Below are 22,848 nucleotides of genomic sequence, written 5' to 3'. Positions count from 1 at the left end.
GTGTACTCCGGCAGCGAAATACAAAAGTGTGCACTCCGAACGTGCGACGGCGGTGAAAAACGCGTCCCGAATCGATTCCGAGTTAGTCTTCGAGGACGATCTCGATCGAAACGTCGTTTGGCACCTGAATGCGCATGAGCTGACGGAGTGCGCGTTCGTCGGCGTCCAGATCGATCAGGCGCTTGTGGACGCGCATCTCCCAGTGCTCCCACGTCGCGGTCCCCTCGCCGTCGGGGGACTTTCGGGTCGGGATCTCGAGGGTCTTCGTCGGCAGTGGAATCGGTCCACTGAGGTTGACGCCGGTGTTGTTCGCAATCTCGCGGACGTCGTCACAGATGTCGTCTAGGTCTTCTGGACTCGTGCCCGCGAGTCGAACGCGTGCCTGTTGCATCTATGTTACTTCTCGTCGACCTCGAGAACCTTTCCTGCCGCGATGGTCTGGCCCATGTCGCGGATGGCGAAGCTTCCGAGCTCTGGAATCTCGCTCGATGGCTCGATGCTGAGTGGCTTCTGTGGCCGGATCGTCACGATCGCGGCATCGCCCGACTGGATGAAGTCGGGGTCTTCGTCGGCGACCTCGCCGGAGGACGAGTCGATTTTCTTGTCGATGGACTCGATCGTACACGCGACCTGTGCGGTGTGTGCGTGGAAGACCGGGGTGTATCCCGCCGTAATGACGGAGGGGTGTTGCATGACGACGACCTGCGCCTGGAACGTCTCGGCGACGCTCGGTGGGTCGTCGGCCGGGCCACAGACGTCACCGCGGCGGATGTCGTCCTTGCCGATGCCGCGGACGTTGAATCCGACGTTGTCACCGGGCTCGGCTTTTGGCACCTCTTCGTGGTGCATCTCGATCGTCTTGACTTCGCCGCCCACGTCGCTGGGCTGGAAGGAGACGTTGTCGCCGACGTTCATGACACCCGTCTCGATACGTCCGACTGGGACGGTACCGATACCGGAGATGGTGTAAACGTCCTGAATCGGGAGTCGAAGCGGCGCGTCCGTCGGCGGCTCGGACTCCGGCAGGTCGTTGAGCGTCTCGAGGAGCGAACGGCCGTCGTACCACGGCGTGTTGTCCGAGGTCTCGGCGATGTTGTCGCCCTCGAAGGCCGAGATCGGGATGAACGAGTTGTCGTCGACTTCGAAGTTGACCTGATCGAGGAGTTTGTTGACTTCCTCGACCACGTCGTTGTAGTCGTCTTCGGAGTAGTCGACGATGTCCATCTTGTTGACGCCGACGATCAGTTTCTCGATACCGAGCGTCCGCGAGAGGAAGACGTGCTCCTGGGTCTGCGGAGCGACGCCGTCGTCTGCCGCGACGACGAGGACCGCGTGGTCCGCCTGGGACGCGCCGGTGATCATGTTCTTGACGAAGTCCCGGTGGCCAGGCGTATCGACGATCGTGAAGTAGTACTGATCGGTGTCGAACTCCTGGTGGGCGATGTCGATGGTGACACCACGCTCTCGCTCTTCGGCGAGGTTGTCCATGACGTAGGCGAACTCGAATCCGCCCTTGCCCTTCTCTTCGGCTTCTTCGCGGTGCTGTTCGATGACGTGCTCGGGTACGCTCCCCGTCTCGTAGAGGAGTCGTCCCACGAGCGTGCTCTTCCCGTGGTCAACGTGGCCGATGATGGCCAAGTTCTGGTGCGGTTTGTCTTCGCTCATTGTTGTAGCTCACGCGCAAGGCGCTTATATCGGTCTCTTTTGGCAGTAGCGGTTAAAACCATTTCGAAAGCGTATTCGAACCACCCCCGTTCCGTCTGTCGGTTTGCGCTACGTTCACACGAAGACGGCGGTGGCGAACGGACGCCGAACCGTCGGCGACAACGCCGTCGCTTGACGATCTGAACACACGCCGAAAACGAACCGAACCGAACCGAAGAACCGCGGTTCCGAAGACCGCGGAAACGGCGACCCGGCTATAGTTCGGGGAGTCGACCGACGTCCGAAAGCACGGCCGTCGCCGTCTCTGGGCCACCCGCGCCGCGACCGCTCGAGGCGAGCGAACCCGCGTGGCGCGTCTCGATCTCGACGATGTTCTGCGTGCCGGTCACGGCGAGCGCGCCGTGTTCGGGCACGAGCCGCGGCCCGACGCGGACGCTCTCACGGGAAGCTTCACCGATCAGCCGGATGGTTCGGCCGTCCTCCGCGGCGAGTTCCAGCGCGCTGCCGGGGATGTTCTGGATTCCGTCGACGTCGGCGTCCTCGAGCGAGAAGCCGCCGTCGTTCAGGACGTTCGCGAGGATGACGAACTTGAGCGCCGCGTCGGTGCCGTCGACGTCGAAGGTCGGGTCGGCTTCGGCGACGCCCAGATCCTGGGCCTCGGTCAGGACGTGTTCGTAGTCGAGCCCCTCGGCGGCCATCCGCGTGAGGATGAAGTTCGCGGTGCCGTTGAGGACGCCGCGGACGGCGGAGACCGCGTTGGGGGTGCAATCCTCGATCGTCGAGAGGACCGGAATCGCGCCGCCGACGGTCGCCTCGAACCGGATCGATCCCGCACTGTCCGCGGCGAGGGCCTGAATCTCTTCGTAGCGTTCGGCGACCGGACCCTTGTTCGCGAGGACGACGTGTCGGTCGGCCTCAAGCGCACGTTTCGCGTGCGTGAAACCGGGTTCCGCGTCACCGAGGGTCGTCGGGGTCGCTTCGACGAGCACGTCGTAGTCGGCGTCGAACGCGGCGTCCGGCTCGCGGTCGCCGACGGGGTCGTCGCCCGCCTTGCGCTCGAGGACGGCCTCAATATCGATACCCGTCGGGTCGACGGTCGCGGAGCTCGAGTCGGCGAGCGCGACGACCTCGTGGCCGTACTCGCTCGCGAGGTTCACGACGGAGGTGCCGACGGAGCCGGCACCCAACACGGCGAGTCGCATCAGGCCTCACCTCCGGGGAGCGGTTCGACGACGGTGAGATCCTTCTCCGCGCCGATCGATCGGATCGACGCGAGTACCTCCTCGGCGCGGCCGGTGTCGATAGCGAGTCGAAGGCGCGCGCTGGCGATCCCCTTCGTTCCGTCCGGGGCGGCCAGCGAGAGGTCGAGAACGACGGCGTTCGCTTCGGTTTCGATTGCAGAGAGCGTCTCGGAGAGGTCGGTATCGACGACGTGGCCGACGAGGACGACCGACACCTCGCCGCCGTACCGTTCCGCTCCGGCCTGGATGACGTTGACGCCGCCCTCGCGGAGGGATTCGACGATGTCAGCGAACCGGTCCGGCGGACACTCGAGGTCGACTTCGACGGGAATGTGTCCGCGCGGGGTTATGTTCCCGCGCTCGTGGTGAATACTCAGGAGGTTGCCGCCGTTTTCGGAGATCGGCGCGAGCGCGCGGAGCAACTCGCCGGGCTCGTCGACGAGCTCGAGGCGGACGGTGTACGCGCGAAGCCCGCCGTCGGAGCTGGGCTCGCTGGACTGCGTTTCGTCTACTGTGCTGGATCCGGGTCCTGCGCCGTCGGGGGTGGGCGAATCACCCATGGTCGACACCTCCCCGCAGGCGTCTACACGTCGTCATAGTCACTATCTGAGTAATGGGCGGGTAAAAACGTATAGTCGTTCCCAAAACTGTCCGCCCCCGCCAACGGCTACCACACGCGATCGAACGCCGAATACGGGAGACTACAGAAGTGCCGAGTACGGACGATCCAGATAAGCCGAACACGGGCGGCTACAGATGGTCTTTTCCGGGGTTCGACGATCCCCAGTCGCCCCGGCCGCCTTCGGTCCGGTCGATTCCCATGATCGATTCGGCCTGATCGGGACCGCCGAGCTGGTCTCGAGCGTCGGGGACGCGGACGGTGATGTCCTCGATCTCGTCCCACGTGAGGAGTTCGGCCTCGATGTTGCCCGTCGTGATATCGCTCACCGAGCAGCCGCTACAGCCCCCGCCGAGTTCGATGACGACCTCGCCGGTGTCCGGGTCCGCGGTCCGAACCGCGCTGGTACCGCCGTGCATCTGGATGATCGGCATCTCGCGTGCGAGCCACCGTTCGACGCGCTCGCGGAGCGGCTGTTCCGTCTGGGAGTCACTCATTGGCGCATCTAGCGTCTCGAGGAAAGAATACGTTCCGCTGCGTCCGAACGATCGTGAGGGTTTCGAGAAGCGACGGGTCGGCTCACTGAAAGAGACTCGGATTGGTCAGCGACGGCGGGTCGGGCTGCTCGCCGGATTCGATCGGGAACGTATACAGCGCGTTTTCCGGCTCGGCCGCACTCGTGTAGGCCGTGCTACTCGCGAGGAACGCCTCTCTGGGGTCGATCACGCGCGCCGTCCAGAACGACGCGGTCGTCGGCTCGCGCCACCAGGCGAGTTCCGTCGGCGACTCGAGGTCCGAGATGTCGTGGACCTTCACGCCGCCCCCGTACCACGACGAGTAGAGGTTGCCGTCTCGAAGCTCGAAGTTGTGCGACGTCGTCCAGAGTTCGCCGTCGTACGTGCCGTCGTAGCCCGCCGGGGCGTCGATCGTCGACCGGTGGACCGGCTCGGTCGGATCGGTGAAATCGTAGAGCTCGATGCCGCCGGGGCCGGTCGCCGTCTCGAGGTCGGTCTCCCAGCTCTCGCGGCCGATCGCGAGGACGTCGCCGGCGTCGTCGAGCGCGGCGAAGTGGTCGTTGCCTGGCAGGCCGAACTGCGCGTCCCGAACCTCGAAATCCGTCTCGTACTCGCGTTGGGTCTCGAGGTCGGTTTCGAGGAAGCGCGTGAGCACTCGCGGATCGGACGGATCGCTCACGTCGAGCAGGTAGGTGCCCGCGTTCCAGTACGAAAGTGCCGCGATATCGTCGGTGACGGTAACGTCGTGGAGATACCGCAACAGCCAGTCGACGTCCGCCCACGCGGGTTCGTACTCGAGCAGCGACCACCGGGTGAGTTCCTCTATTTCGCCGCCCGAGATATCGAAGACGACGAGCGGGTTTGCCGGCGCCGCTGCGGTCGAACCGGCGTCTGCGTCGGTCGCGGTGCCGTCTGTATCGGCCGCTCCGGTATCGCTCGTAACGTCGTTCGCGGCCACGTAGAGCACGTCGCCGTCGAGAAAGCAGTTGTGGATATGATAGTCCGTCTCGTACGGCTCGGCAGCCAGAACTGGTTCGGCGGGGTCGCTCACGTCGTACACTAAGAATCCGTGAAACACCCCGCTGAGGTCGTTGGCCGGTCCTGCAACGACCAGCCGATCGTCGCTCACTTTCACGTCGAGGATGTCGAGAAACCGTTCGCCCGCGGCGTCGCCCGCGCCCTCGTCCTCGAGTAAGTTCTTCGGCTCGGCCAGCACCGACAGTTCCTCGGGATCGGACACGTCCACGGCAGCGAAGCCGTCGACGCCGGCCACGTACGCCGTCTCGCCGTCGTCGCCGACGACCGCTTCCGCGGCTCCCTCGAGCGAAACCCGGTCCAGCGGCTCGTAGGAACCCGTGGGCTCCTCGGAGTCGGAATCGAACAAACAGCCGGCGACACCCAGCGAGAGGGACGCTCCCCCGGTCGCCCGGAGAACGGCTCGTCGTCGCATGATCGTATCTGTGACCGCAGCGACCAATAATGCAGCGTCTCGCCGCCCGCTGGGTTGGAGTCGTACTGGCGAGCTAGTTCTCGAGGCGTCGCCGGTCGCCGGTGCCGCCCGTGAGCGCGCTCGCGATCGCTCCCTCGACGACCACGTCGTCGCCGTGGTCGGTGACGCGAATCTCGGGGACGTTCGTCATTACCATCTCCGAGACCCGCTCGCGGATCGGGTCGACCACCAGTTCCTCGTTGTGCAACGCGACCGCGCCGCCGAAGGAGACCAGCAGTGGCGCGAACGAGTGGATGATGTTCGTCACGCCCAGGGCGTTCCAGTGGGCCATCTGGTCGATGGCGTAGTCGGCCAGTTCGTCCTCGCCGGCCAGATCGAAGACGTCTTTCGCGGAGAAGTCGGGGTCCTCAAGCGGCAGGTCGGTCGAAATCGTCGGATCGTCTTCGGCGAGCAGCCGCGTGAACTGCGGGATCGCGTTCCCCGAACAGTAGGCCTCCCAGTGGCCGTCGTGACCGCACCCGCAGGTGAGTCGCTCTCGCGGGTCGACGACGCAGTGGCCGATCTCGCCGACGTTGCCGTCCCACCCCTGCAGTATTTCGCCGTCGCAGCAGACGCCGGCTCCGATCCCCGACGAAATAGTGATGTAGACCATGTCGTCGGGGTTGCGATCCGCGTGGAAGCGCTCGCCGATGACCCCCGCCGCGGTGTCGTTGTGGAGGTGGACCTCGTCCGTCTCGAGGAGCTTTGAGATCGGGCCCGTCAGGGGGATGCGATCGATGGTATCCGGGAGGTTCGCCGGATCGATGACCGCCCCCTCCGCGAGGTCGAACGGCCCGATCGAGCCGATGCCGGCGGCCACGACCTGTTCCGGACCGATTCCCGCCTCGTCACACGCCGTTCGGACAGTCGCAAGGATACCTTCGGTGACGTCGATCCCGGTCGGGCCCCGTGGGGTCCCGTTTTCGCTCCGACCGATGATCGTCCCGTCATCCGTAGCGACGACCGCGCGCACGTTCGTCGCGCCGAGATCGACGCCCGCGTAGTAGACCATTCCTATCGTAAGGACGACCGCGGCGTTACTTAAGTTGCCAGTTTACTCGAATTGGAGTTAACACGTGACACGGTTCTGTGACAGTACCCGAGTCGCGGCGAAGCGACCTCTCACGGATAGTCTCGGAAACGGAGACTACTCGCTCGAGCGGTTAGCTATCGTTCCGGACGAACGTGACGGGCGCGGGCGACGACAGCAGGATGTCCTGTGCGGTCGAGCCGAACACCGCCTTGCCCGCCGGCGACCGCTTTCGCCCACCGACGACGACCCGGTCGGCGTCGGTCGTCTCCGCGAGATCGACGATCGTCTCGCCGTGATCGCCGACTGCTCCGCGAATATCGTAGGAAACGTCGTGTTCGTCGAGCGCCTTCTCGAGTTCGCGGATCGTCGCGTGGTGGTTCGCGACGTCGTTCGCGTGGAAGTCGTCGCGTTGCTGGTCGAAGTCGAGCCGATCGCAGACCTCCGCGTACTCGTCGGACGTGAAGACGTGAGCGAGCACGACGGTCGCGCCCGTCGGCGCGGCAACCTCGACGACTGCCTGCGCGAGGGCGTCGATTCGGTCAGAGTCGGTCGGTCCGACGGCCAGTAAAATCGTATCGAGCGACATACCACCGACAACTCACCCCACCCGCTTAAACGTTAACTGAACCTCGAGTACCAACCGCTCGGTACCGAACCACCCGTAAGTACCGAACTATCCGCGAGTCCCGAACCGCTCGAGAGCGCCGGTGATCGACGAACTGACGTTCAATACACATAACCCCGCGGGGCCCAGACGGAGCGTATGGACGGACCAGACCTCACGGGGCAGGTGGTTCTCGTCACCGGGAGCGGGCGCGGCATCGGGCGAGAACTCCTGCTTTCGACGGCCGAGTGCGGTGCCAGAGTCGCCGTTCACTACCACACGAGCGCCGAGGAGGCTCGCGAGGTCGCGGCCGCCGCCCGCGAACGCGGCGCGCCCGACTCGACGACGGTGCAGGGCGACGTTACCGACCCCGACTCGGTCGACGACCTGGTATCAGCGGTCGAATCCGAACTCGGCACCGTCGACGTGCTCGTCAACAACGTCGGCGACTTCGCGCCGGAACACTGGGAATCGATCGACCTCGAGACGTGGAATCGGGTGCTCGAGACGAACCTCAACGGGACCGCACTCTGTTCGAAGCGCGTGCTCCCCGGGATGCGCGAAGCGGGGTACGGCCGCATCGTCAACCTCGGCTACGCCTCGAGCGATCGGGCGATGGTCGACCCCAAGAACTTCCCGTACTTCGTCGCCAAAACCGGCGTCCTGCAGTTCACCCGGATGCTTGCGGCCGACACGCAAGACGACGGGATCACCGTCAACGCCATCTCGCCGTACGTCGTCGAGAACTCCGCGGAGTTCCCCGAGGAGTTACCGCGGGGGAGACCGGCGAGTTTCGAGGACCTGATCCGCCCGCTTTACTTCTTCCTCGATCCCGAAAACGAGTACGTGAGCGGCGAAAACATCGAAGTCGACGGCGGGTGGCTCCCCGAGGACGTGTGAGCACTCGAGACTCGAAGCGGATTTGAGCGAGCGCTCGAGCGCGCGAATAAATCGAACCGCAACGAACGGGTGAATCGAACTACAAGGAGCGGGACTGTCAGTCCCCTCAGCGCGAGGTGAGCCGCTGGCGGGCGAACTTCGCCAACAGCGGGAGGTCGCCGGGCTCGAGCAGTCGGAGGATCGCGCGTTTGTCTCCCTTGTTCGCCCTCGCCAGGGTATCGTCGTCCAGACGCGAGAGGTCGGCCATCAGCCGATCGTACCGCTCGTTCGAGGCGAGATACAGCAGTTCGGTCATCAACAGACGCGAATCCATGTTCGGCGCGACGTCCCGGTGCCAGAGGGTTTCGTAGACCTCGAGGTTCTCGGCGGTCGGTTCGAGACCGCCGTGTTTGAGACAGGCGTCGGCCGTGGTCGCGGCGGCCCGACCCGAGCGCATGCACTTGTTGATCCCCTCGCCCCAGAGTGGGTCGACCGACGGGACGGTGTCGCCGATGGCCATGAACCGATCCGTATACAGCTGGCCCGGCATCTGGATGTGCGCGGAGCCGCGGTGTTGTTTGCCCTCGATGCGCGAGGCGTCTGCGAATCGGGGATCGGTCTCGAGCCAGTGCTGGAGGTAGTCGTCGACGCTGAAGTCGTCGCGCGCGTAGTTCTGGTGACTCTCGTTTTGGATGTAACAGATGCCGACTTTCGCCGTGTCCGCGCCCGTGTGGAAGATCCACGAGTAGCCGCCGGGCGCGAGGTCGTGGTCGAGACGGAGCATCATCGCGTCGGTCAGGTCGGCGTAACCCTGCCGGTCGATCTCGATCCCCTCGAGTTCGTACTCGATCCCGATCGCGTGGTTCGTCCGCTCTAGGTCGCTGACGCCGAGTTTCTTCGCGATGGGCGCGCTCGGGCCCGTCGCGTCGATCACGATATCGGCGTAGACCTCTTCGGAGCCGTTGTACCGGACGCCGATCGGCTCGCCGTCTTCCATGATCGGTTCCGTGACGTGGGCGTCGAAGACGTACTCCGCACCGTCCTCGCGGCTGTCCGCGACCAGGAACCGCTTGAAGTCGGCGAACTCGAGGACGGCACCGGGCTGTCGTCGGACGTAGTAGTCGGTCGGCGACTCGAGGACGACGTTCTCGGTGTAGTTCATTACGACGTCGTCCGGAACGCCGAACGCGGACATCATCGACGGGAAGGTTCCCGCGGTCGATTTGTTCGACTGACGCGGGAACTCGTCTTCGGCCTCGGTCTCGAGGACGACGACGTCGTATCCCCGCGTCGCGAGATCGCGCGCACACTGGCCCCCAGCGGGCCCTGCACCGGCGATCACCACATCGTACTCGTCGTTCATGTTACCCCGACTATCCTGAACGCTAAAGAGTGTACCTTGTCCGGGATCGGTACGTCACACGATCGCACTCGCGGCTGGACGCTCATTTTGCGGGGGTAAACGGCCGCTATCCGCTTCGGTTCGTTGCCTGCAATGGCTGTGAGCGGGCGGCGAACAGATTCGAATGCACATCCCGGTGCGGCGCGAGACGCGGAGTCGCGCGAGGCGAGCAGTCTCGTGCGCGTTCGAACAGTAGTCTCGTCCGCGTCCGAGCAGCACCGTTATGTCGATCCTCGTCCGCGTCCGAGCAGCACCGTTATGTCGATCGGCGGAAACGATACAGCCACGAACCTCCCATGACCATGTACGACCGCATCCTCGTCGCGATCGACGACAGCGACCACGCGGCGACCGCCTTAGCGCACGCGATCGACCTCGCGACGTCAGTCGACGCGACCGTCTTCGCGCTCACCGTCGTCGAACCGTCCTCGCCGCTATCGTTCGGCGTCGAGGAAGTCGACGAACTCAACGAGGCCGCGAGTCGCCTGGTCGAAGAGACACGCGAGGCCGCCGCCGGTGCCGACGACCTCGAGGTCCGCGTCGACGTGCTCCGAGGGGAACCGAGCGACGCGATTCTCGAGTACGCCGCGGAGATCGACGCGGAACTGCTCGTCGTCGGCCAGGGAAGCGCGGACGGGATTGCGGAGACGCTGCTCGGAAGCACGGCCGAGCGCCTCTCCCAGCGGACGACGACGCCGATGACGATCGTTCCCCCGCCGGAGTCGAAGGGCGAGTAAGTCGAACCGCGAACGGCGAGACCGACGGCCGACTCGAGCAAACGGCATCGAATCGATCGGACTGAGGTTCACTTTCACCCCGGGCGATATCGCAACCGACAACCCTTCATTTCTGGGGCGGTTGCCACCCTCTAGATGAGCAAAGAGTACATCGAGGTGCGGGGTGCTGAGGAACACAACCTCAAGGATCTCGACGTCTCGATTCCCCGCGAGTCGTTCACCGTCGTCACCGGCCTCTCGGGATCGGGCAAGTCCTCCCTCGCGTTCGAAACCGTCTACGCCGAGGGCCAGCGCCGATACATCGAGAGCCTCTCGGCGTACGCTCGGAACTTCCTCGGGCAGATGGACAAACCACAGGTCGAGACCGTCGAAGGTCTCTCGCCGGCGATCTCGATCGACCAGAAGAACGCGGCGAACAACCCGCGTTCGACGGTCGGGACGGTGACGGAACTGCACGACTATCTTCGCCTTCTCTACGCTCGCGTCGGCACGCCCCACTGCCCCGAGTGCGGCCGGGAAGTCGGCGAACAGAGCGCCCAGAACATGGTCGAGCGCATCCTCGAGCTTCCCGAGGGGACGAAAGTCAAGCTCGCAGCACCCGTCGTGCGCGACCAGAAGGGGGCCTTCGAGGACCTGTTCGACGAACTCGTCTCGGAGGGGTACGCACGGGTCGAAGTCGACGGCGAGGAACACGACCTGAGCCTCGATCGCCCGGATCTCGACGAGAACTTCGATCACACGATCGACGTGATCGTCGACCGGATCTCGGTCTCGGCCGAGAATCGGCCGCGGATCATCGACAGCGTCGAGACGGCCCTCGACGAGGCCGACGGCGTCATGAAAGTCATCCTCCCCGATCGGCCCGCGGACGTCGATCTCGGCTCCGAATCGCGTACGACCGGCGCGCTGGGCGAGGAGACCGATGACGACGACGATCGGCTCGTCGTCGAGTTCTCGAAGGATCTGGCGTGTACCCACTGCGGGATCGACGTTCCCGAGATCGAGACGCGGAGCTTCTCGTTTAACTCGCCCCACGGAGCCTGCCCGGAGTGTGAGGGGCTCGGCGAGACCAAAGAGATCGACGAGAGCCTCGTCGTCCAGGACGAGTCCAAGGCCCTGAAACACGTCTTCGAACCCTGGAGCTACAACCGGTCGTACTACCAGACGCGCCTCGACGCGGTCGCCGAGCACTTCGACGTCTCGCTGTCGACCCCCTTCGAGGAGCTAGACGAGTCCATCCGGCAGGCGTTTCTCTACGGAACGAGCGAGCAGGTGCTGTTCAAGCGCCGAACGAAAAACGGCACCCGACGCAAGCAAAAGCGCTTCGAGGGCGTCATCCCGAACTTGGAGCGCCGCTACGTCGAGACCGACTCCGACTCGACCCGCGAGCACATCGAGGATTACATGAGCGCCACGGAGTGTCCGTCCTGTGACGGTACGCGCCTCAAGGCGGCCTCGCGAGCAGTACTGGTCGACGACACGGCGATCACGGACATCAACGCCGCCAGCATCGGCGACGCGCTCGGCCACTTCGAGTCGATGGAAGCCGACCTCACCGAGCGCGAGAAGGTCATCGCCGAGGAGATTCTAAAGGAGATCCGCGCCCGGCTCGGGTTCATGTGCGAGGTCGGCCTCGAGTACCTCACGCTCGATCGGGAAGCCGCGACGCTCTCGGGCGGCGAGAGCCAGCGCATTCGGCTGGCGACTCAGATCGGCTCCGGCCTCGTCGGCGTGCTCTACGTTCTGGACGAGCCCTCGATCGGCCTCCACCAGCGGGACAACGACCGGCTGCTCGACACCCTAGAAGAGCTTCGCGACCTCGGCAACACCCTGCTCGTCGTCGAGCACGACGAGGAGACGATGCGCCGGGCGGACAACGTCATCGACATGGGCCCCGGTCCGGGCAAACGCGGCGGCGAGGTCGTCGTCAACGGCCCCGTCGACGAACTCAAAGACTGCGAGGAGTCGATCACCGGCGACTACCTCTCCGGGCGGCGGGCGATTCCGGTTCCCGAACAGCGCCGCGAGCCCGACGGCGCGCTCACGATCCTCGGCGCGAGACAGCACAACCTCGACGACCTCGACGTGGACATCCCGACCGGTTGTTTCACCGCGATCACCGGCGTCTCGGGCTCGGGCAAGTCGACGCTCATGCACGACGTGCTGTACAAGGGACTCTCCCGGCAGATGAACGACAACACGAGCGTTATCCCGGGCGAGCACGACTCGCTCGAGGGGCTCGATCAGATCGAAACCGTGCGGCTGATCGATCAGTCGCCGATCGGGAGGACGCCGCGATCGAACCCGGCGACGTACACTAACGTCTTCGACTACGTCCGTGAGCTGTTCGCCGAGACCAAGCTCTCGAAACAGCGCGGCTACGAGAAGGGACGGTTCTCCTTCAACGTCAAGGGCGGGCGCTGCGAGGAGTGTGGCGGCCAGGGAACCGTCAAGATCGAGATGAACTTCCTCTCGGATGTCTACGTGCCCTGCGAGGAGTGTGGCGGCGACCGGTACAACGACGCCACCCTCGACGTGACCTACAAGGGCAAGACGATCTCGGACGTCCTCGAGATGTCCGTCGAGGAAGCCTACGACTTCTTCGAGTCCTCGAGCCAGATCCGGCGCCGACTCGAACTGCTGAAAGACGTCGGACTCGACTATATGAAACTCGGCCAGCCCTCGACGACGCTGTCGGGCGGCGAGGCCCAGCGGATCAAACTCGCCGAGGAACTGGGCAAGAAGGACTCGGGCGAGACGCTGTACTTGCTCGACGAGCCGACGACCGGCCTGCACAGCGAGGACGAGCGCAAACTCATCGACGTGCTCCACCGGCTGACCGACAACGGCAACACTATCGCCGTCATCGAACACGAACTCGACCTCGTGAAAAACGCCGACCACGTCATCGACCTCGGCCCCGAAGGCGGAGAAAACGGCGGTGAAGTCGTCGCGACGGGAACGCCCGAGGAGGTCGCCCAACTCGAGAGTTCCTACACCGGCCAGTATCTGCGCGACCTGTTGCCCGACGTCGACCTCGAGGGGCCTCGAGGCGAGCGGGTCGAACCGGTCACGGCACCGACGGACGACGACTGAATCAGTGGCACTGTTTTCGAGTGAGGTACCGATTCACCGGGTCGTCGTCTCCGATCGGTTCATCGAGGCGAATCGAACGAACGATTCGACCGACGAGGGGCGAACACTTCTCACGCTCGCCGCCGTAGCCGTCCACATGACTCGAGCGTACGCGGCGATGCAGGACCGACTGCTCGTCTGCAAGCGGGCCAGCGACGAGATCAGTACCGACGGCAGGAGCGAAGGCGGCGGAAGCGAACCCGTCGAGAGCGCGACCGACGGATGGCGACGCACCGACCGACTCGAGGGGTTCGACCTCGAGTGCGTCGCTGCGTCGGCCGACGAACCCGACCGCGTCTTCGTCGGAACCTTCGAGAACGGGCTCTTTCGCAGCACCGACGGCGGCGAGTCGTTCGACCGCCTCGAGACGGGATTCGTCAGGCACGACGGGAACGAACCCGAGGATGGTCGGGAAACTACGGGCCACGAAGCCGTCATGTCGCTCGCGATCAGCCCCCACGACTCGAGCGTGATCTACGCGGGGGCCGAACCCAGCCGCGTCTACCGATCGGAAGACGGCGGCGATAGCTGGACCGAACTCGAGGGTGTCGACGACCTGCCCTCCGAGCCGCAGTGGTTTTTCCCGCCGCGACCGAGCACCCACCACGTCCGCTGGCTCGAGGTCGACCCGTTCGATCCCGACCGCCTCTACGTGGGAATCGAAGCGGGCGCGTTCGTCTACAGCACGGACGGCGGCGAGACGTGGCGCGAGCGACCGGAGGGGTCGCGGCGGGACAACCACACGCTGGCGACCCACGCCGAAACGGAGGGGCGAGTCTACACCGCTGCGGGCGACGGCTACGCTGAAAGCGACGACGGCGGCCGGTCGTGGACTCAGCCGCAGACGGGCCTCGAGCACCGCTACTGCTGGGGGCTGGCCGTCGATCCGGCCGACCCCGAGTCGGTGCTCGTCTCGAGCGCGAGCGGGGCGTCGACGGCCCACGCCGCCCACCGGGCCGATTCGCACCTGTATAGAAAACGGGACGGTACGGAGTGGGAGCGAGTCGACGGGTGCGGACTCCCCACCGGCGAGGGCGTCGTCCGATCGGTCCTCGCGACGACCGGCGACCCCGGCGTTGTCTACGGCCTAAACAACCACGGCCTGTTCGTGAGCGAGGACTTCGGCGACTCGTGGGAGCGGGCCGACCTCGAGTGGCCGGACGGACTCGAGACGCAGGCGCCGCGCGGGTTGATCGTCCGGTAGTCGCGGGACGCCCGGCAGTCACAGGACGTTCGGTAGCCGCGGGACGTTCGACAGTCTCGGGACGCGATCGGGATCCGAGAGTCGGCACGCAGTTCACGTTCGTCCGGAGAGAACACTCCGTGCCGTGGTGAATCCGCGCCCAGAACACGGACTGACGGCCGAACGAAACGATCGACAGGTACTAGACGCGAGCGTCGCTAGATCCGGATACTCGCGGGGACCCGCTTATCCGCTACAGGTGGGCCCGTACGTCCCGTCCTATCACGTCTGAACACTCCGATACTCCGACGAATGTAAAGACATTTTAGGCAAGCCAAAAAATAGGACAGCATGTCCAAAAGCGGGAGCAATGACGATGAGACGCGCCGGCGTTCCGAGCGGGGATACGGGACGCGACACGGACGACGGAAGTTTCTCACTCTTGCCAGTTCAACGGCGGGCGCGCTCGCGCTCGCAGGGTGTATCAGCGAGGAGTCCGAGGAGTCGACGTATTCGCGGGACGAACCGATTCCGGATCCGAAGACGTACACGACTGACGAACTCTTCAATTTCGACGAGTGGCGCGGCTCCGGGCCGCTCATCGAGGACCGGCCCACGGAGTACACTGGCCGCTCGATGCTCGATCTGCCGGACTTGCAGGGGGAACTGACGGTCTATCTCGGCGGCGGCGAGGGCGGTCTGTACGAGAATCTGATGTGGCGAATCGAGCAGACCTACCGCGACTTCACCGTCAACGTCGACAAAGACTCCTCCTCGTCTCTCGCAAATACGATTACCGAGGAGGTCAACGCCGGTCAGAGTCCGGCCGACATCTTCTGGGCGATCGACGCGGGATCTATCGGGATCGTCTCGGAGAACGACGCGACGGTCGAACTCCCGGGGCATCTCGTAGACGAGATCCCGGATACGTACCATCCGACGGACCAGTGGATCGGGATCATGGGGCGCGCTCGGAGCATTCCCTACAACACGAACGACTTCTCGGAGTCCGACATCCCGACCGACATCATGGAGTTCGCAGAAGACTCACGGTTCGACTCGATGGGGTGGGCGCCCACCTACGGCGCGTTTCAGGCGTTCGTTACCGCGATGCGACACATCCACGGAGAGAGCAAGGCGCGCGAGTGGTTGAACGGCGTCCAAGAGCAGGGGATCGACACGTACGACACCGAGCTCGTCGTCGCGAACAGGGTCGCGGACGGCGAACTGAGCTCGGGCTTTTCGAATCATTACTACTCGCGGCTCGTATACGAAGAGCGTCCCGACGCCCCGCTCGATCTCGCGTTCACGCAGGGCGATGCGGGCGCACTCGTGAACTGTTCCGGGGCGGAGATCATTCGCGGCACGCCGAACGAGACCCTCGCGGTGGACTTTATCCACCACCTGAAAAGCATCGAGGCCCAGGAGTTCCTGGGGACGCGCGGGTACGAATACCCGCTGCTCCCCAGCGTCCCGCCGGTCGGGGACCTGCCGACGATCGACGAGCTAAACCCGCCGGACTTCGACCTCTCCGAACTCGCGGACCTCGAGCCGACGCTAGACCTACTGCGCGATGTCGGCGCACTATAGATGTCAGTGAGCGACAAGCTGGTCGGGCAGTTCGAGACCGAGGACGACGGCTATCCGGTCGGCCTGACGCTCCTGAGCGGTGCGATCGCCGTAGCGATGCTCTCGCCGCTCGTGTGGATCGTCTTTCGCGTGCTGCAGGTCGATATCGACTACGCGCTGTCGATCGTCGCGCGCCCGACGACCGTCGAGATCCTGCTTACCAGCCTCGGCCTCGTCGCCACCGTCACCGGCGCGTCGATCTGTCTTGGCGTGCCCCTCGCGTTCTTGACGGCGCGGACTGACCTTCCGTTCCGCCGGTTCTGGACCATCGCCGTCGCCCTTCCGCTCGTCATCCCGAGTTACCTGGGCGCGTTTACCTTCATCGCGGCGTTCGGCCCCAGCGGACAGCTCTCGGACGCGCTCGCACCGATCGGCATCGAATCGATTCCCTCCATCTACGGGTTCTGGGGGACGACGCTCGTGCTCACGCTGTATACCTATCCCTACGTGTTCATCACGACGCGGGCGTCGCTGCTTTCTTTCGACCAGCAACTCGTCGAGGCCGCGCGGACGCTCGGAACCACGCGCTGGCAGGCGTTCAGGCGCGTGACGCTCAAGCAGCTCCTGCCCGGAATCGCGTCGGGATCGCTTCTGGTCGCGCTGTACACGCTCTCCGATTTCGGTACGCCGTCGCTGATGCGCCTGGACGTGTTCACTCGCGTCATCTTCGTCGAGTTCAACGCCTTCGGTCGCAGGACGGCCGCCATGCTCTCCGTGCTGTTGCTGGCGATCACCGTAGTTATCCTCGCGATCGAGTCCCGGATCGGCGACTCGAGCAGCGGGGCCTACGTCGGCGCGGGCGGGAGTTCGGGCAGCGACACGACGGTCTCGCTGGGGGCGTGGAAAGGGCCCGCGCTCGCGTTCTGTGGGAGTGTCGTCACGCTCTGTCTAATCGTCCCGCTTGCCGTCTTGACCCACTGGCTGCTCCGGAGTCCGACCCAGACCGCCAGACGGGGCGCCCGTTTCCAGTGGGAGTTCGCGCTCAACTCTGTGTCCGTCTCGCTGGCGGCGGCGCTGGTCTGTGCGGTCGCCGCGCTTCCGGTCGCGTACCTCGCGGCGAGACACCGATCCAGGCTGGCCGAACTCTTCGACCGGGCGACCTACGTGGGCTATGCGATGCCGGGAGTCGTTCTCGGACTCGCGCTCGTGTTCTTCGCCACGTCTTACGAGGCGAACCTCGGCAACAAGCTGATTTTCGGCGTCGACGTCACTCCGGCGCTCTACCAGACGCTGCCGCTTTTGATCTTCGCGTACACCATCCGATTCCTCCCGCAGGCCGTCGGCTCGACGCGGTCGTCCGTGCGCCGCGTCGACAAGAGCTTGACCGAAGCCGCTCGGACGCTCGGCAGGACGCCGGCGAGGGCGTTCCGAGAAGTCACCCTCCCGCTGATCGCGCCGGGCGTGATCGGCGGTGCGGCGCTGGTCTTTCTCACCACGATGAAGGAGCTGGACACGACATTGATGCTTAACCCGATCGGCTTCGAAACGCTCGTCACCTACATCTGGAGCGTCCGCGAATCCGGATACTACGGGTTCGCGGCCGTCCCCGCGCTGGTGTTGATCGTCGTTTCGGCGCTCTCGATGGTCATCATCCTCTCACAGGAGGAGTGAACTCATGCAAGGAAACAATCACTACGATAGATCGCTCGCACCGACAGAGTCGGCGATGTCGTCCGCCGATCTCGACGACGACCCCGAACAGTCGACGGTGCTCGAACTCGAGGACATCGTGCGGTCGTACACGAGCGAGACCGCGGTCGAAGACCTCTCGCTGTCGGTCGGCACCGGGGAAGTGCTCACGCTTCTGGGACCGTCGGGCTGTGGGAAGACCACGACCCTGCGGCTGATCGGGGGCCTCGAGCGCCCCGACGCCGGCACCATCGAACTCGGAGACCGCGTCATCGCCGGCGACGACGGGACGTTCGTCCCGCCCGAGGAGCGCGGCATCGGGCTGGTGTTTCAGGACTTCGCGCTCTTTCCGCACCTGAGCGCCGCCGAGAACGTCGGCTTCGGACTGTCGGAGTGGAACGAGAGCGAGCGCCGGGCCCGCGTCGAGGAGCTGTTAGAGCTCGTCGACCTGGCGGACCACGCCGACGACAGTCCGAGCGAACTCTCGGGCGGTCAGAAACAGCGCATCGCGCTCGCTCGCTCGCTCGCGCCCGAACCCGACGTCCTCCTGCTCGACGAACCGCTCTCGAATCTCGACGTGAGCCTCCGCGTCTCGATGCGCGAGGAGATCCGCCGGATCATCGACGAGACGGGCGTGACGGCGATCTGGGTCACCCACGATCAGGAAGAGGCGCTGTCGGTCGCCGACCGCGTCGGCGTGATGCACGACGGCCACCTCCAGCAGGTCGGACGACCCGAGAAGGTCTTCGAGCGGCCGGCGTCGCGGTTCGTCGCCTCCTTCCTCGGTCGCGCCGGATTCCTCTCCGCGACGGCCGAAGACGACACGCTCGTGACGGACGTCGGTCGGCTCGACGCGGACGCGCTCGTCGGAGTCGAGCGATCGGACTGGGGGACGCTACTCGAGGAGGCGACAGTTGACGTATTGGTCCGTCCCGACGACCTGCGCGTGACGCCGACGACTGAGAACGAAGCCGACGGCACGATCACGCGACGCCAGTATCAGGGGCCGTCATTTATCTACCGCGTCGAGACCGAAGGCGGCGACACCGTGCAGTGTCTCCACGGCCATACGGAGGTGTTCGACGTCGGCGAGACGGTTCGGGTCGATCTCGTCGCGAACCACCCGCTGGTGTGGTATCCTCACGAGTAACGCACTCCCGACAGTTCGATTCTCGACGGCTCACTGCACTGACAACCCATTTCTCGAGGACTCACTCACCGACGACTCGCTCCGTCAGCGGCATCTCGAGCACGGTGACGAGCCGGTACAGTTCCTCCGCAGCGTCGATCTCACCCGCGCGATGGCGGCGATACGTCTCGCGGGCTGCGTCCATGTCGATGCCGGGGAGCCGACGGCCGACGGCTTCGTTCGCCTCGAGGCTTCGGCCCACGAAATCGTCGGTTCTGACGACTTCGTCGCGGTCCTGCCACGGGCCGTCCGTCCGGTAGGAGTTCGACCGGCCGAGTTTGTCGAGCTGATTCGTCACGCGAGCGCCGAGGACGTGTGCCGCCTTCGGGTACTCGATCGGGAGCCGGCTCGAGGCGTGGGGGAGTTCCGCGAGCGAGCTATCGAATTTCGCCATCGCCCGGTGGAGCGGGTCGTGGCGCAGCCGGTACTTCAGCGGCATCGAGAGCGCCAGATCGACCAGCCGCCGGTCCAGGAACGGGTTCCGCGTCGGCGCGATCTGGAGGGCGCTGTAGAGGTCGAAGCCGATCCCGTTGGTGATCGGGTACAGCGTCGAACTCAGACTCAGCTGTTCGACCGACTCGTAGTCGACGCCGTGATAGTCGACGCGGCCGTTCCGAGAGCGGACGTTCTCGGCCAGAACGTCCTCCAGCGGCTTCGACTCGAGAAACGCCGGCTTTCGCGTCGGTCCCGCGGCCACCTGGTTTGCCACGAAGTCGGCCGTCGTCGACGGCAGCCGCTCGAACGGGAGCCAGAACTGCACGCCGAAGGGCAGTCGGAGCGTCGCTTGCGGGACGCTCCACGAGCCGAAGAGGTCGTCGCTGTACAGGCCCGTCAGCAGCGTATCGACCTCCGCGTCGATCTCCTCGGCGAACCCGAGCGCGTGCCCGGTGTGAAACGGGCCGACGAACTCCTGGATCGGCGCCGCGCGCTCTAACAGCGTCGCGTGATAGTCCGGGCCGCGGTTCAGGAGGCGAAACGCCGCTCCCGCGGCGTCGGCCGCTCGCTTTGCGATCCGCGCCTCTCGATTCCACCCGTCTCCCAGATGAAAGGCCGTCGGCGGCTCGTCCGCGGCGGCGAGCACCGCACGAGAGTCGCTGCCGCCGCTCAGCAAGACGCCATGCTCGCGATCGTCGCTCGTCCGGTCGGCGACCGCCCGTTCGAACCGGTCGGCCAGTTCCCGCGTGAAATACGAGAGGGGTTCGTCCACCGGCCGGTATCGCGGCTCCCAGTAGCGGTGTTGCTCGGTCGTCTTCGACTCGAGATCGTAGGTCAGCACCGTCGCCGGCGGGAGCTGTTCGATCCCCTCGACCGGCGTTTTCGTCCCGAGCGTCCGCCGACAGTAGAGATACTCGGCCAGGTACCGCTCGTCGAATCGCGGCTCGAATTCCGGAACCAGCGGGACCGTCTGGACGCTCGTCGAGAAGGCGAACCCATCTTCCCCACTCCAGTAGTAAAGCGGCCGCGCGCCGAGTCGGTCGAGAAAGAACGAGACGGTACCGGCGTCAGCGTCGTATATACAGCCGACGAACTCCCCGTCGAGTCGGCTGATGAACTCGAGACCGTGTTCCGAATACTGCCTCGCACAGACACGCGCGGACTCGGCTGGGTCGACCGTCGTCCGAGCGCCGGCACCGTCGGTGACGCTGTAGACTTCTCCCCAGACCCACACGAGCCCGCCGTCTGCGGCCTCGACGGGCTGGTCCGTCGCCATGCCAGCGTGAAACGCCGAGCTGATGGTCACGCCTCGCTCGCGGTAGCGATCCGTGACTTCGCCGCCGTCGATCGTCGGCGGAACCGTCTCGACGTCGCAACTGCCGGCGGCCTCGCCGAACGCGCCAGAGATCCCGACCATCTCAATCGTCGGTCGGGATCTGCGAGCGAGTTTCCGGGAGCCGTCGAGCGCCGCGCCTGTCGACGAAATCGTCGACCGTGAAGCTCTGGAAGGTGTCTGCCCTCGTATCGTCGTATACGTCCTCGCCGACGATCTCGTTGACGATTGTCGCGTTCCGATAGGGACCCAGACCGAGATCGGGGGCGTTGACCCCGTGAGTGTGTAACTCCGCGTTCTGGACGAATATCTCGCCGGCACTCAGGTCGGTCTCGAGCCGGAAGTCTTTCGTGATCTCGAGGCGGCCGTCCTCATCGCGGTGGATCCGATCCTCGAGGGGCGCGAGAAACGGCGGGTCGGTGCGGTTGTAGCCCGTTCCCAGGATGACCACCTCGCTCTCGTGGACGAACTGTTCGGCTTCCTGCCACTGTTCGCAGATCAACTGGTAGCCGTCCGAGTCGGCGCGAGCGGGTCCGATGTCGGTGACCGCCGTCGCGGCGAGGAGCCCGACGTCCGGGTCGTCGTCTCCGATAGAACGCTGGTACAGCGCGTCGTAGATCTTCGCGCTCGTCGCCTCATCGATGCCCTTGTACAGGAGGCCCTGGTCGGCGAGGAGTTCGTCTTTGGTCTCCTGATCCAGATCGTAGAAGTACTCCGTGTAATCGGGCGTGAAGATCATGTGACCCAGCTTGGCGTCAGTCATCTGGAAGAATCCGCGGGACCGAGTGAGCCAGTCGAGGCTGTACGAGCGGTCCGCCTGTCGCTCGAGGAGATCGCGAAACACCTCCGCGGCGCTCTGGCCGGAGCCGACGACCGTGATCGAGTCCGCCTCGAGACAGCGCTCGCGGTTGTGGAGATAGGACGCCGAGTGGAACACGTCCCGCCCGAGGTGGTCCTCGAACTGCTCGGGGATGTGTCGCTGCGTCCCGATCCCCATGACGACGTCGTCGGCGACGTAGCTCGAGCGCTCGCCGGAGGTCGGATCGACCGTTTCCACGGCGAAGGCGTCGCCCTCGACCCTGACGTCGGTAACGCGCTGATCGAACTCGAGGGTCGGCAGTTGATCTGCGACCCACCGACAGTACTCGTTGTACTCGCGTCGGGGAATGAAAAACTCCTCGTAGAAGTAGAACTCGTACAGGCGGTTCCGTTCGCTGAGGTAGTTGAGATAGCTGTAGGGGTTCGACGGGTCCACCATCGTCACCAGATCCGCGAGGAACGGGACTTCGAGCGTGGTCTCCTCGATGAGCATCCCCTCGTGCCAGTTGAACTCCGGTTCCTGCTCGAGAAAGCAGACCTCGAGGTCGGCCGAGGCGTCCTCGAGGAGCGCGGCGAGCCCCAGATTGAACGGTCCGACACCGATTCCGAGGACGTCGTAGCCGTCGGTCACGGGTCTGCCCCCGCTTCGAACCCATCGCGTTCGCAGATCATGAGCAGACCCGTCTTATCGGGCAGGTCGACCTCGCGGACGGGGTCGAAGCCGCTCTTTTCGAAGACGCGAATAGCGCGGTCGTTTCGGACGTCCGGTTCCGTCACGATACGATCCGTTTCGGCGTGACGGAACTGGAACGCGACCATCGCCCGCACTAACGGCGTTGCGTACCCCTTCCCGAGGTATTCTTCGGGGCCGATGAGCAGGTGAAAGCCCTGGTCGGCCGGACGCGCGTCGTAGTAGTCCCCGATCCGATCTTCGTCCGCCCAGTAGGACTCCCAGTAGCTCATCGGCGTGTGGTCGAGGTAGCCGATGTAGAGCGTCTGATTGGGATCGGTCGCCCGCTCTCGAATCGTGTCTCGAACGACCGGAAGCGGATCGTTTTGCTCCCAGTACGGGAGTACGTGCTCGCTGTTCAACCAGGTGTGGAGTCGTCCCAGATCGCGCTCTATGTCCACCTCCCGGAAGCCGATCGATTTCCCGATAGCCGCTTCGGTGGTGAAATAACTGTACTCCGAACTGATACGTTCCCGTGGCCCAGTCATGCGTAAATAGATCGCTTTCCCGCCCGATCTGGGTGTCGTTCCGTGTGAATTACAGATTCCATACGCCTGCCCCGTTTGACTATGTGATTTTAGG

Annotated in this window: 19 protein-coding genes; 7 read left to right on the top strand and 12 right to left on the bottom strand. The window is 64.9% G+C overall.

Going from position 1 to position 22,848, the window contains the following annotated elements; genetic code table 11:
• Window positions 1-82 precede the first annotated feature (82 nt).
• The 8 genes from rpsJ to BM348_RS02560 all read right to left on the bottom strand — a co-directional run bounded on the left by rpsJ (window position 83) and on the right by BM348_RS02560 (window position 7,148).
• A complete protein-coding gene (gene rpsJ, locus BM348_RS02595; RefSeq protein ID WP_049953579.1) occupies window positions 83-391 on the bottom strand; it encodes a 30S ribosomal protein S10 in 309 nt (102 codons plus the stop codon).
• Between the two features lie 5 nt (window positions 392-396).
• Window positions 397-1,665, bottom strand: a complete 1,269-nt coding sequence (tuf, locus tag BM348_RS02590) for a translation elongation factor EF-1 subunit alpha (RefSeq protein ID WP_092901559.1) — start codon at window positions 1,663-1,665, stop codon at window positions 397-399.
• Window positions 1,666-1,919: 254 nt separating this feature from the next.
• Window positions 1,920-2,867: a homoserine dehydrogenase gene (locus BM348_RS02585; protein ID WP_092901556.1), complete on the bottom strand. Its 948-nt coding sequence runs from the start codon at window positions 2,865-2,867 to the stop codon at window positions 1,920-1,922.
• Window positions 2,867-3,466, bottom strand: a complete 600-nt coding sequence (locus BM348_RS02580; protein WP_092901552.1) for an amino acid-binding protein — start codon at window positions 3,464-3,466, stop codon at window positions 2,867-2,869. The genes BM348_RS02585 and BM348_RS02580 overlap by 1 nt, the downstream gene beginning before the upstream one ends.
• 190 nt (window positions 3,467-3,656) lie before the next feature.
• Window positions 3,657-4,022, bottom strand: coding sequence for a NifU family protein (locus BM348_RS02575; RefSeq protein ID WP_092901549.1), 366 nt, complete (start codon window positions 4,020-4,022; stop codon window positions 3,657-3,659).
• Window positions 4,023-4,104: 82 nt separating this feature from the next.
• Complete coding sequence (locus tag BM348_RS02570) at window positions 4,105-5,490, bottom strand: LVIVD repeat-containing protein (RefSeq protein ID WP_092901546.1); 1,386 nt, start codon at window positions 5,488-5,490, stop codon at window positions 4,105-4,107.
• A 73-nt stretch (window positions 5,491-5,563) separates the two neighbouring features.
• Window positions 5,564-6,541 carry an ROK family protein gene (locus tag BM348_RS02565; RefSeq protein ID WP_092901543.1) on the bottom strand — a complete coding sequence of 326 codons (978 nt, stop codon included), beginning with the start codon at window positions 6,539-6,541 and terminating at the stop codon, window positions 5,564-5,566.
• A gap of 151 nt (window positions 6,542-6,692) precedes the next feature.
• Window positions 6,693-7,148, bottom strand: a complete 456-nt coding sequence (locus BM348_RS02560) for a universal stress protein (protein ID WP_092901540.1) — start codon at window positions 7,146-7,148, stop codon at window positions 6,693-6,695.
• Window positions 7,149-7,325: 177 nt separating this feature from the next.
• Here BM348_RS02560 and BM348_RS02555 point away from each other — a divergent pair, with 177 nt between their 5' ends.
• The gene (locus tag BM348_RS02555; RefSeq protein WP_092901537.1) at window positions 7,326-8,066 is read left to right on the top strand and encodes an SDR family NAD(P)-dependent oxidoreductase; all 741 of its coding nucleotides are present in this window, start codon (window positions 7,326-7,328) and stop codon (window positions 8,064-8,066) included.
• A 106-nt stretch (window positions 8,067-8,172) separates the two neighbouring features.
• Here the strand turns inward: BM348_RS02555 and BM348_RS02550 are convergent, their stop codons facing one another.
• Window positions 8,173-9,408 (bottom strand): digeranylgeranylglycerophospholipid reductase, encoded by a 1,236-nt coding sequence (locus tag BM348_RS02550; RefSeq protein WP_092901533.1) that lies wholly within the window; start codon window positions 9,406-9,408, stop codon window positions 8,173-8,175.
• 335 nt (window positions 9,409-9,743) lie between these two features.
• Between BM348_RS02550 and BM348_RS02545 the strand changes: the two genes are divergently transcribed.
• From BM348_RS02545 to BM348_RS02520, 6 genes are all read left to right on the top strand, one after another.
• Entirely contained in the window at window positions 9,744-10,184 is a 441-nt protein-coding gene (locus BM348_RS02545) for a universal stress protein (RefSeq protein WP_245779379.1), read from the top strand.
• Between the two features lie 135 nt (window positions 10,185-10,319).
• Window positions 10,320-13,280, top strand: coding sequence for an excinuclease ABC subunit UvrA (gene uvrA, locus BM348_RS02540; protein ID WP_092901530.1), 2,961 nt, complete (start codon window positions 10,320-10,322; stop codon window positions 13,278-13,280).
• A 136-nt stretch (window positions 13,281-13,416) separates the two neighbouring features.
• Window positions 13,417-14,523, top strand: a complete 1,107-nt coding sequence (locus BM348_RS02535; protein WP_092903556.1) for a hypothetical protein — start codon at window positions 13,417-13,419, stop codon at window positions 14,521-14,523.
• A gap of 330 nt (window positions 14,524-14,853) precedes the next feature.
• Window positions 14,854-16,092 (top strand): extracellular solute-binding protein, encoded by a 1,239-nt coding sequence (locus BM348_RS02530; protein WP_139231127.1) that lies wholly within the window; start codon window positions 14,854-14,856, stop codon window positions 16,090-16,092.
• A complete protein-coding gene (locus BM348_RS02525; RefSeq protein ID WP_092901527.1) occupies window positions 16,093-17,742 on the top strand; it encodes an ABC transporter permease in 1,650 nt (549 codons plus the stop codon).
• 55 nt (window positions 17,743-17,797) lie between these two features.
• Window positions 17,798-18,910: an ABC transporter ATP-binding protein gene (locus BM348_RS02520; protein WP_217642001.1), complete on the top strand. Its 1,113-nt coding sequence runs from the start codon at window positions 17,798-17,800 to the stop codon at window positions 18,908-18,910.
• Between the two features lie 61 nt (window positions 18,911-18,971).
• Here BM348_RS02520 and BM348_RS02515 read toward each other — a convergent pair whose 3' ends face one another.
• The 3 genes from BM348_RS02515 to BM348_RS02505 are packed head-to-tail and all read right to left on the bottom strand — an operon-like array spanning window position 18,972 to window position 22,754.
• The gene (locus BM348_RS02515; protein WP_092901522.1) at window positions 18,972-20,801 is read right to left on the bottom strand and encodes an asparagine synthase-related protein; all 1,830 of its coding nucleotides are present in this window, start codon (window positions 20,799-20,801) and stop codon (window positions 18,972-18,974) included.
• Window position 20,802: 1 nt separating this feature from the next.
• Window positions 20,803-22,167 (bottom strand): lysine N(6)-hydroxylase/L-ornithine N(5)-oxygenase family protein, encoded by a 1,365-nt coding sequence (locus BM348_RS02510; protein WP_092901519.1) that lies wholly within the window; start codon window positions 22,165-22,167, stop codon window positions 20,803-20,805.
• On the bottom strand, window positions 22,164-22,754 hold the full coding sequence (locus BM348_RS02505) for a GNAT family N-acetyltransferase (RefSeq protein WP_092901516.1): 591 nt from the start codon (window positions 22,752-22,754) through the stop codon (window positions 22,164-22,166). The genes BM348_RS02510 and BM348_RS02505 overlap by 4 nt, the downstream gene beginning before the upstream one ends.
• Window positions 22,755-22,848 lie beyond the last annotated feature (94 nt).

This window comes from Halostagnicola kamekurae (assembly GCF_900116205.1).
In the GTDB taxonomy this organism is placed as follows: domain Archaea; phylum Halobacteriota; class Halobacteria; order Halobacteriales; family Natrialbaceae; genus Halostagnicola; species Halostagnicola kamekurae.
This window is presented reverse-complemented; position numbering and strand designations above follow the sequence as displayed.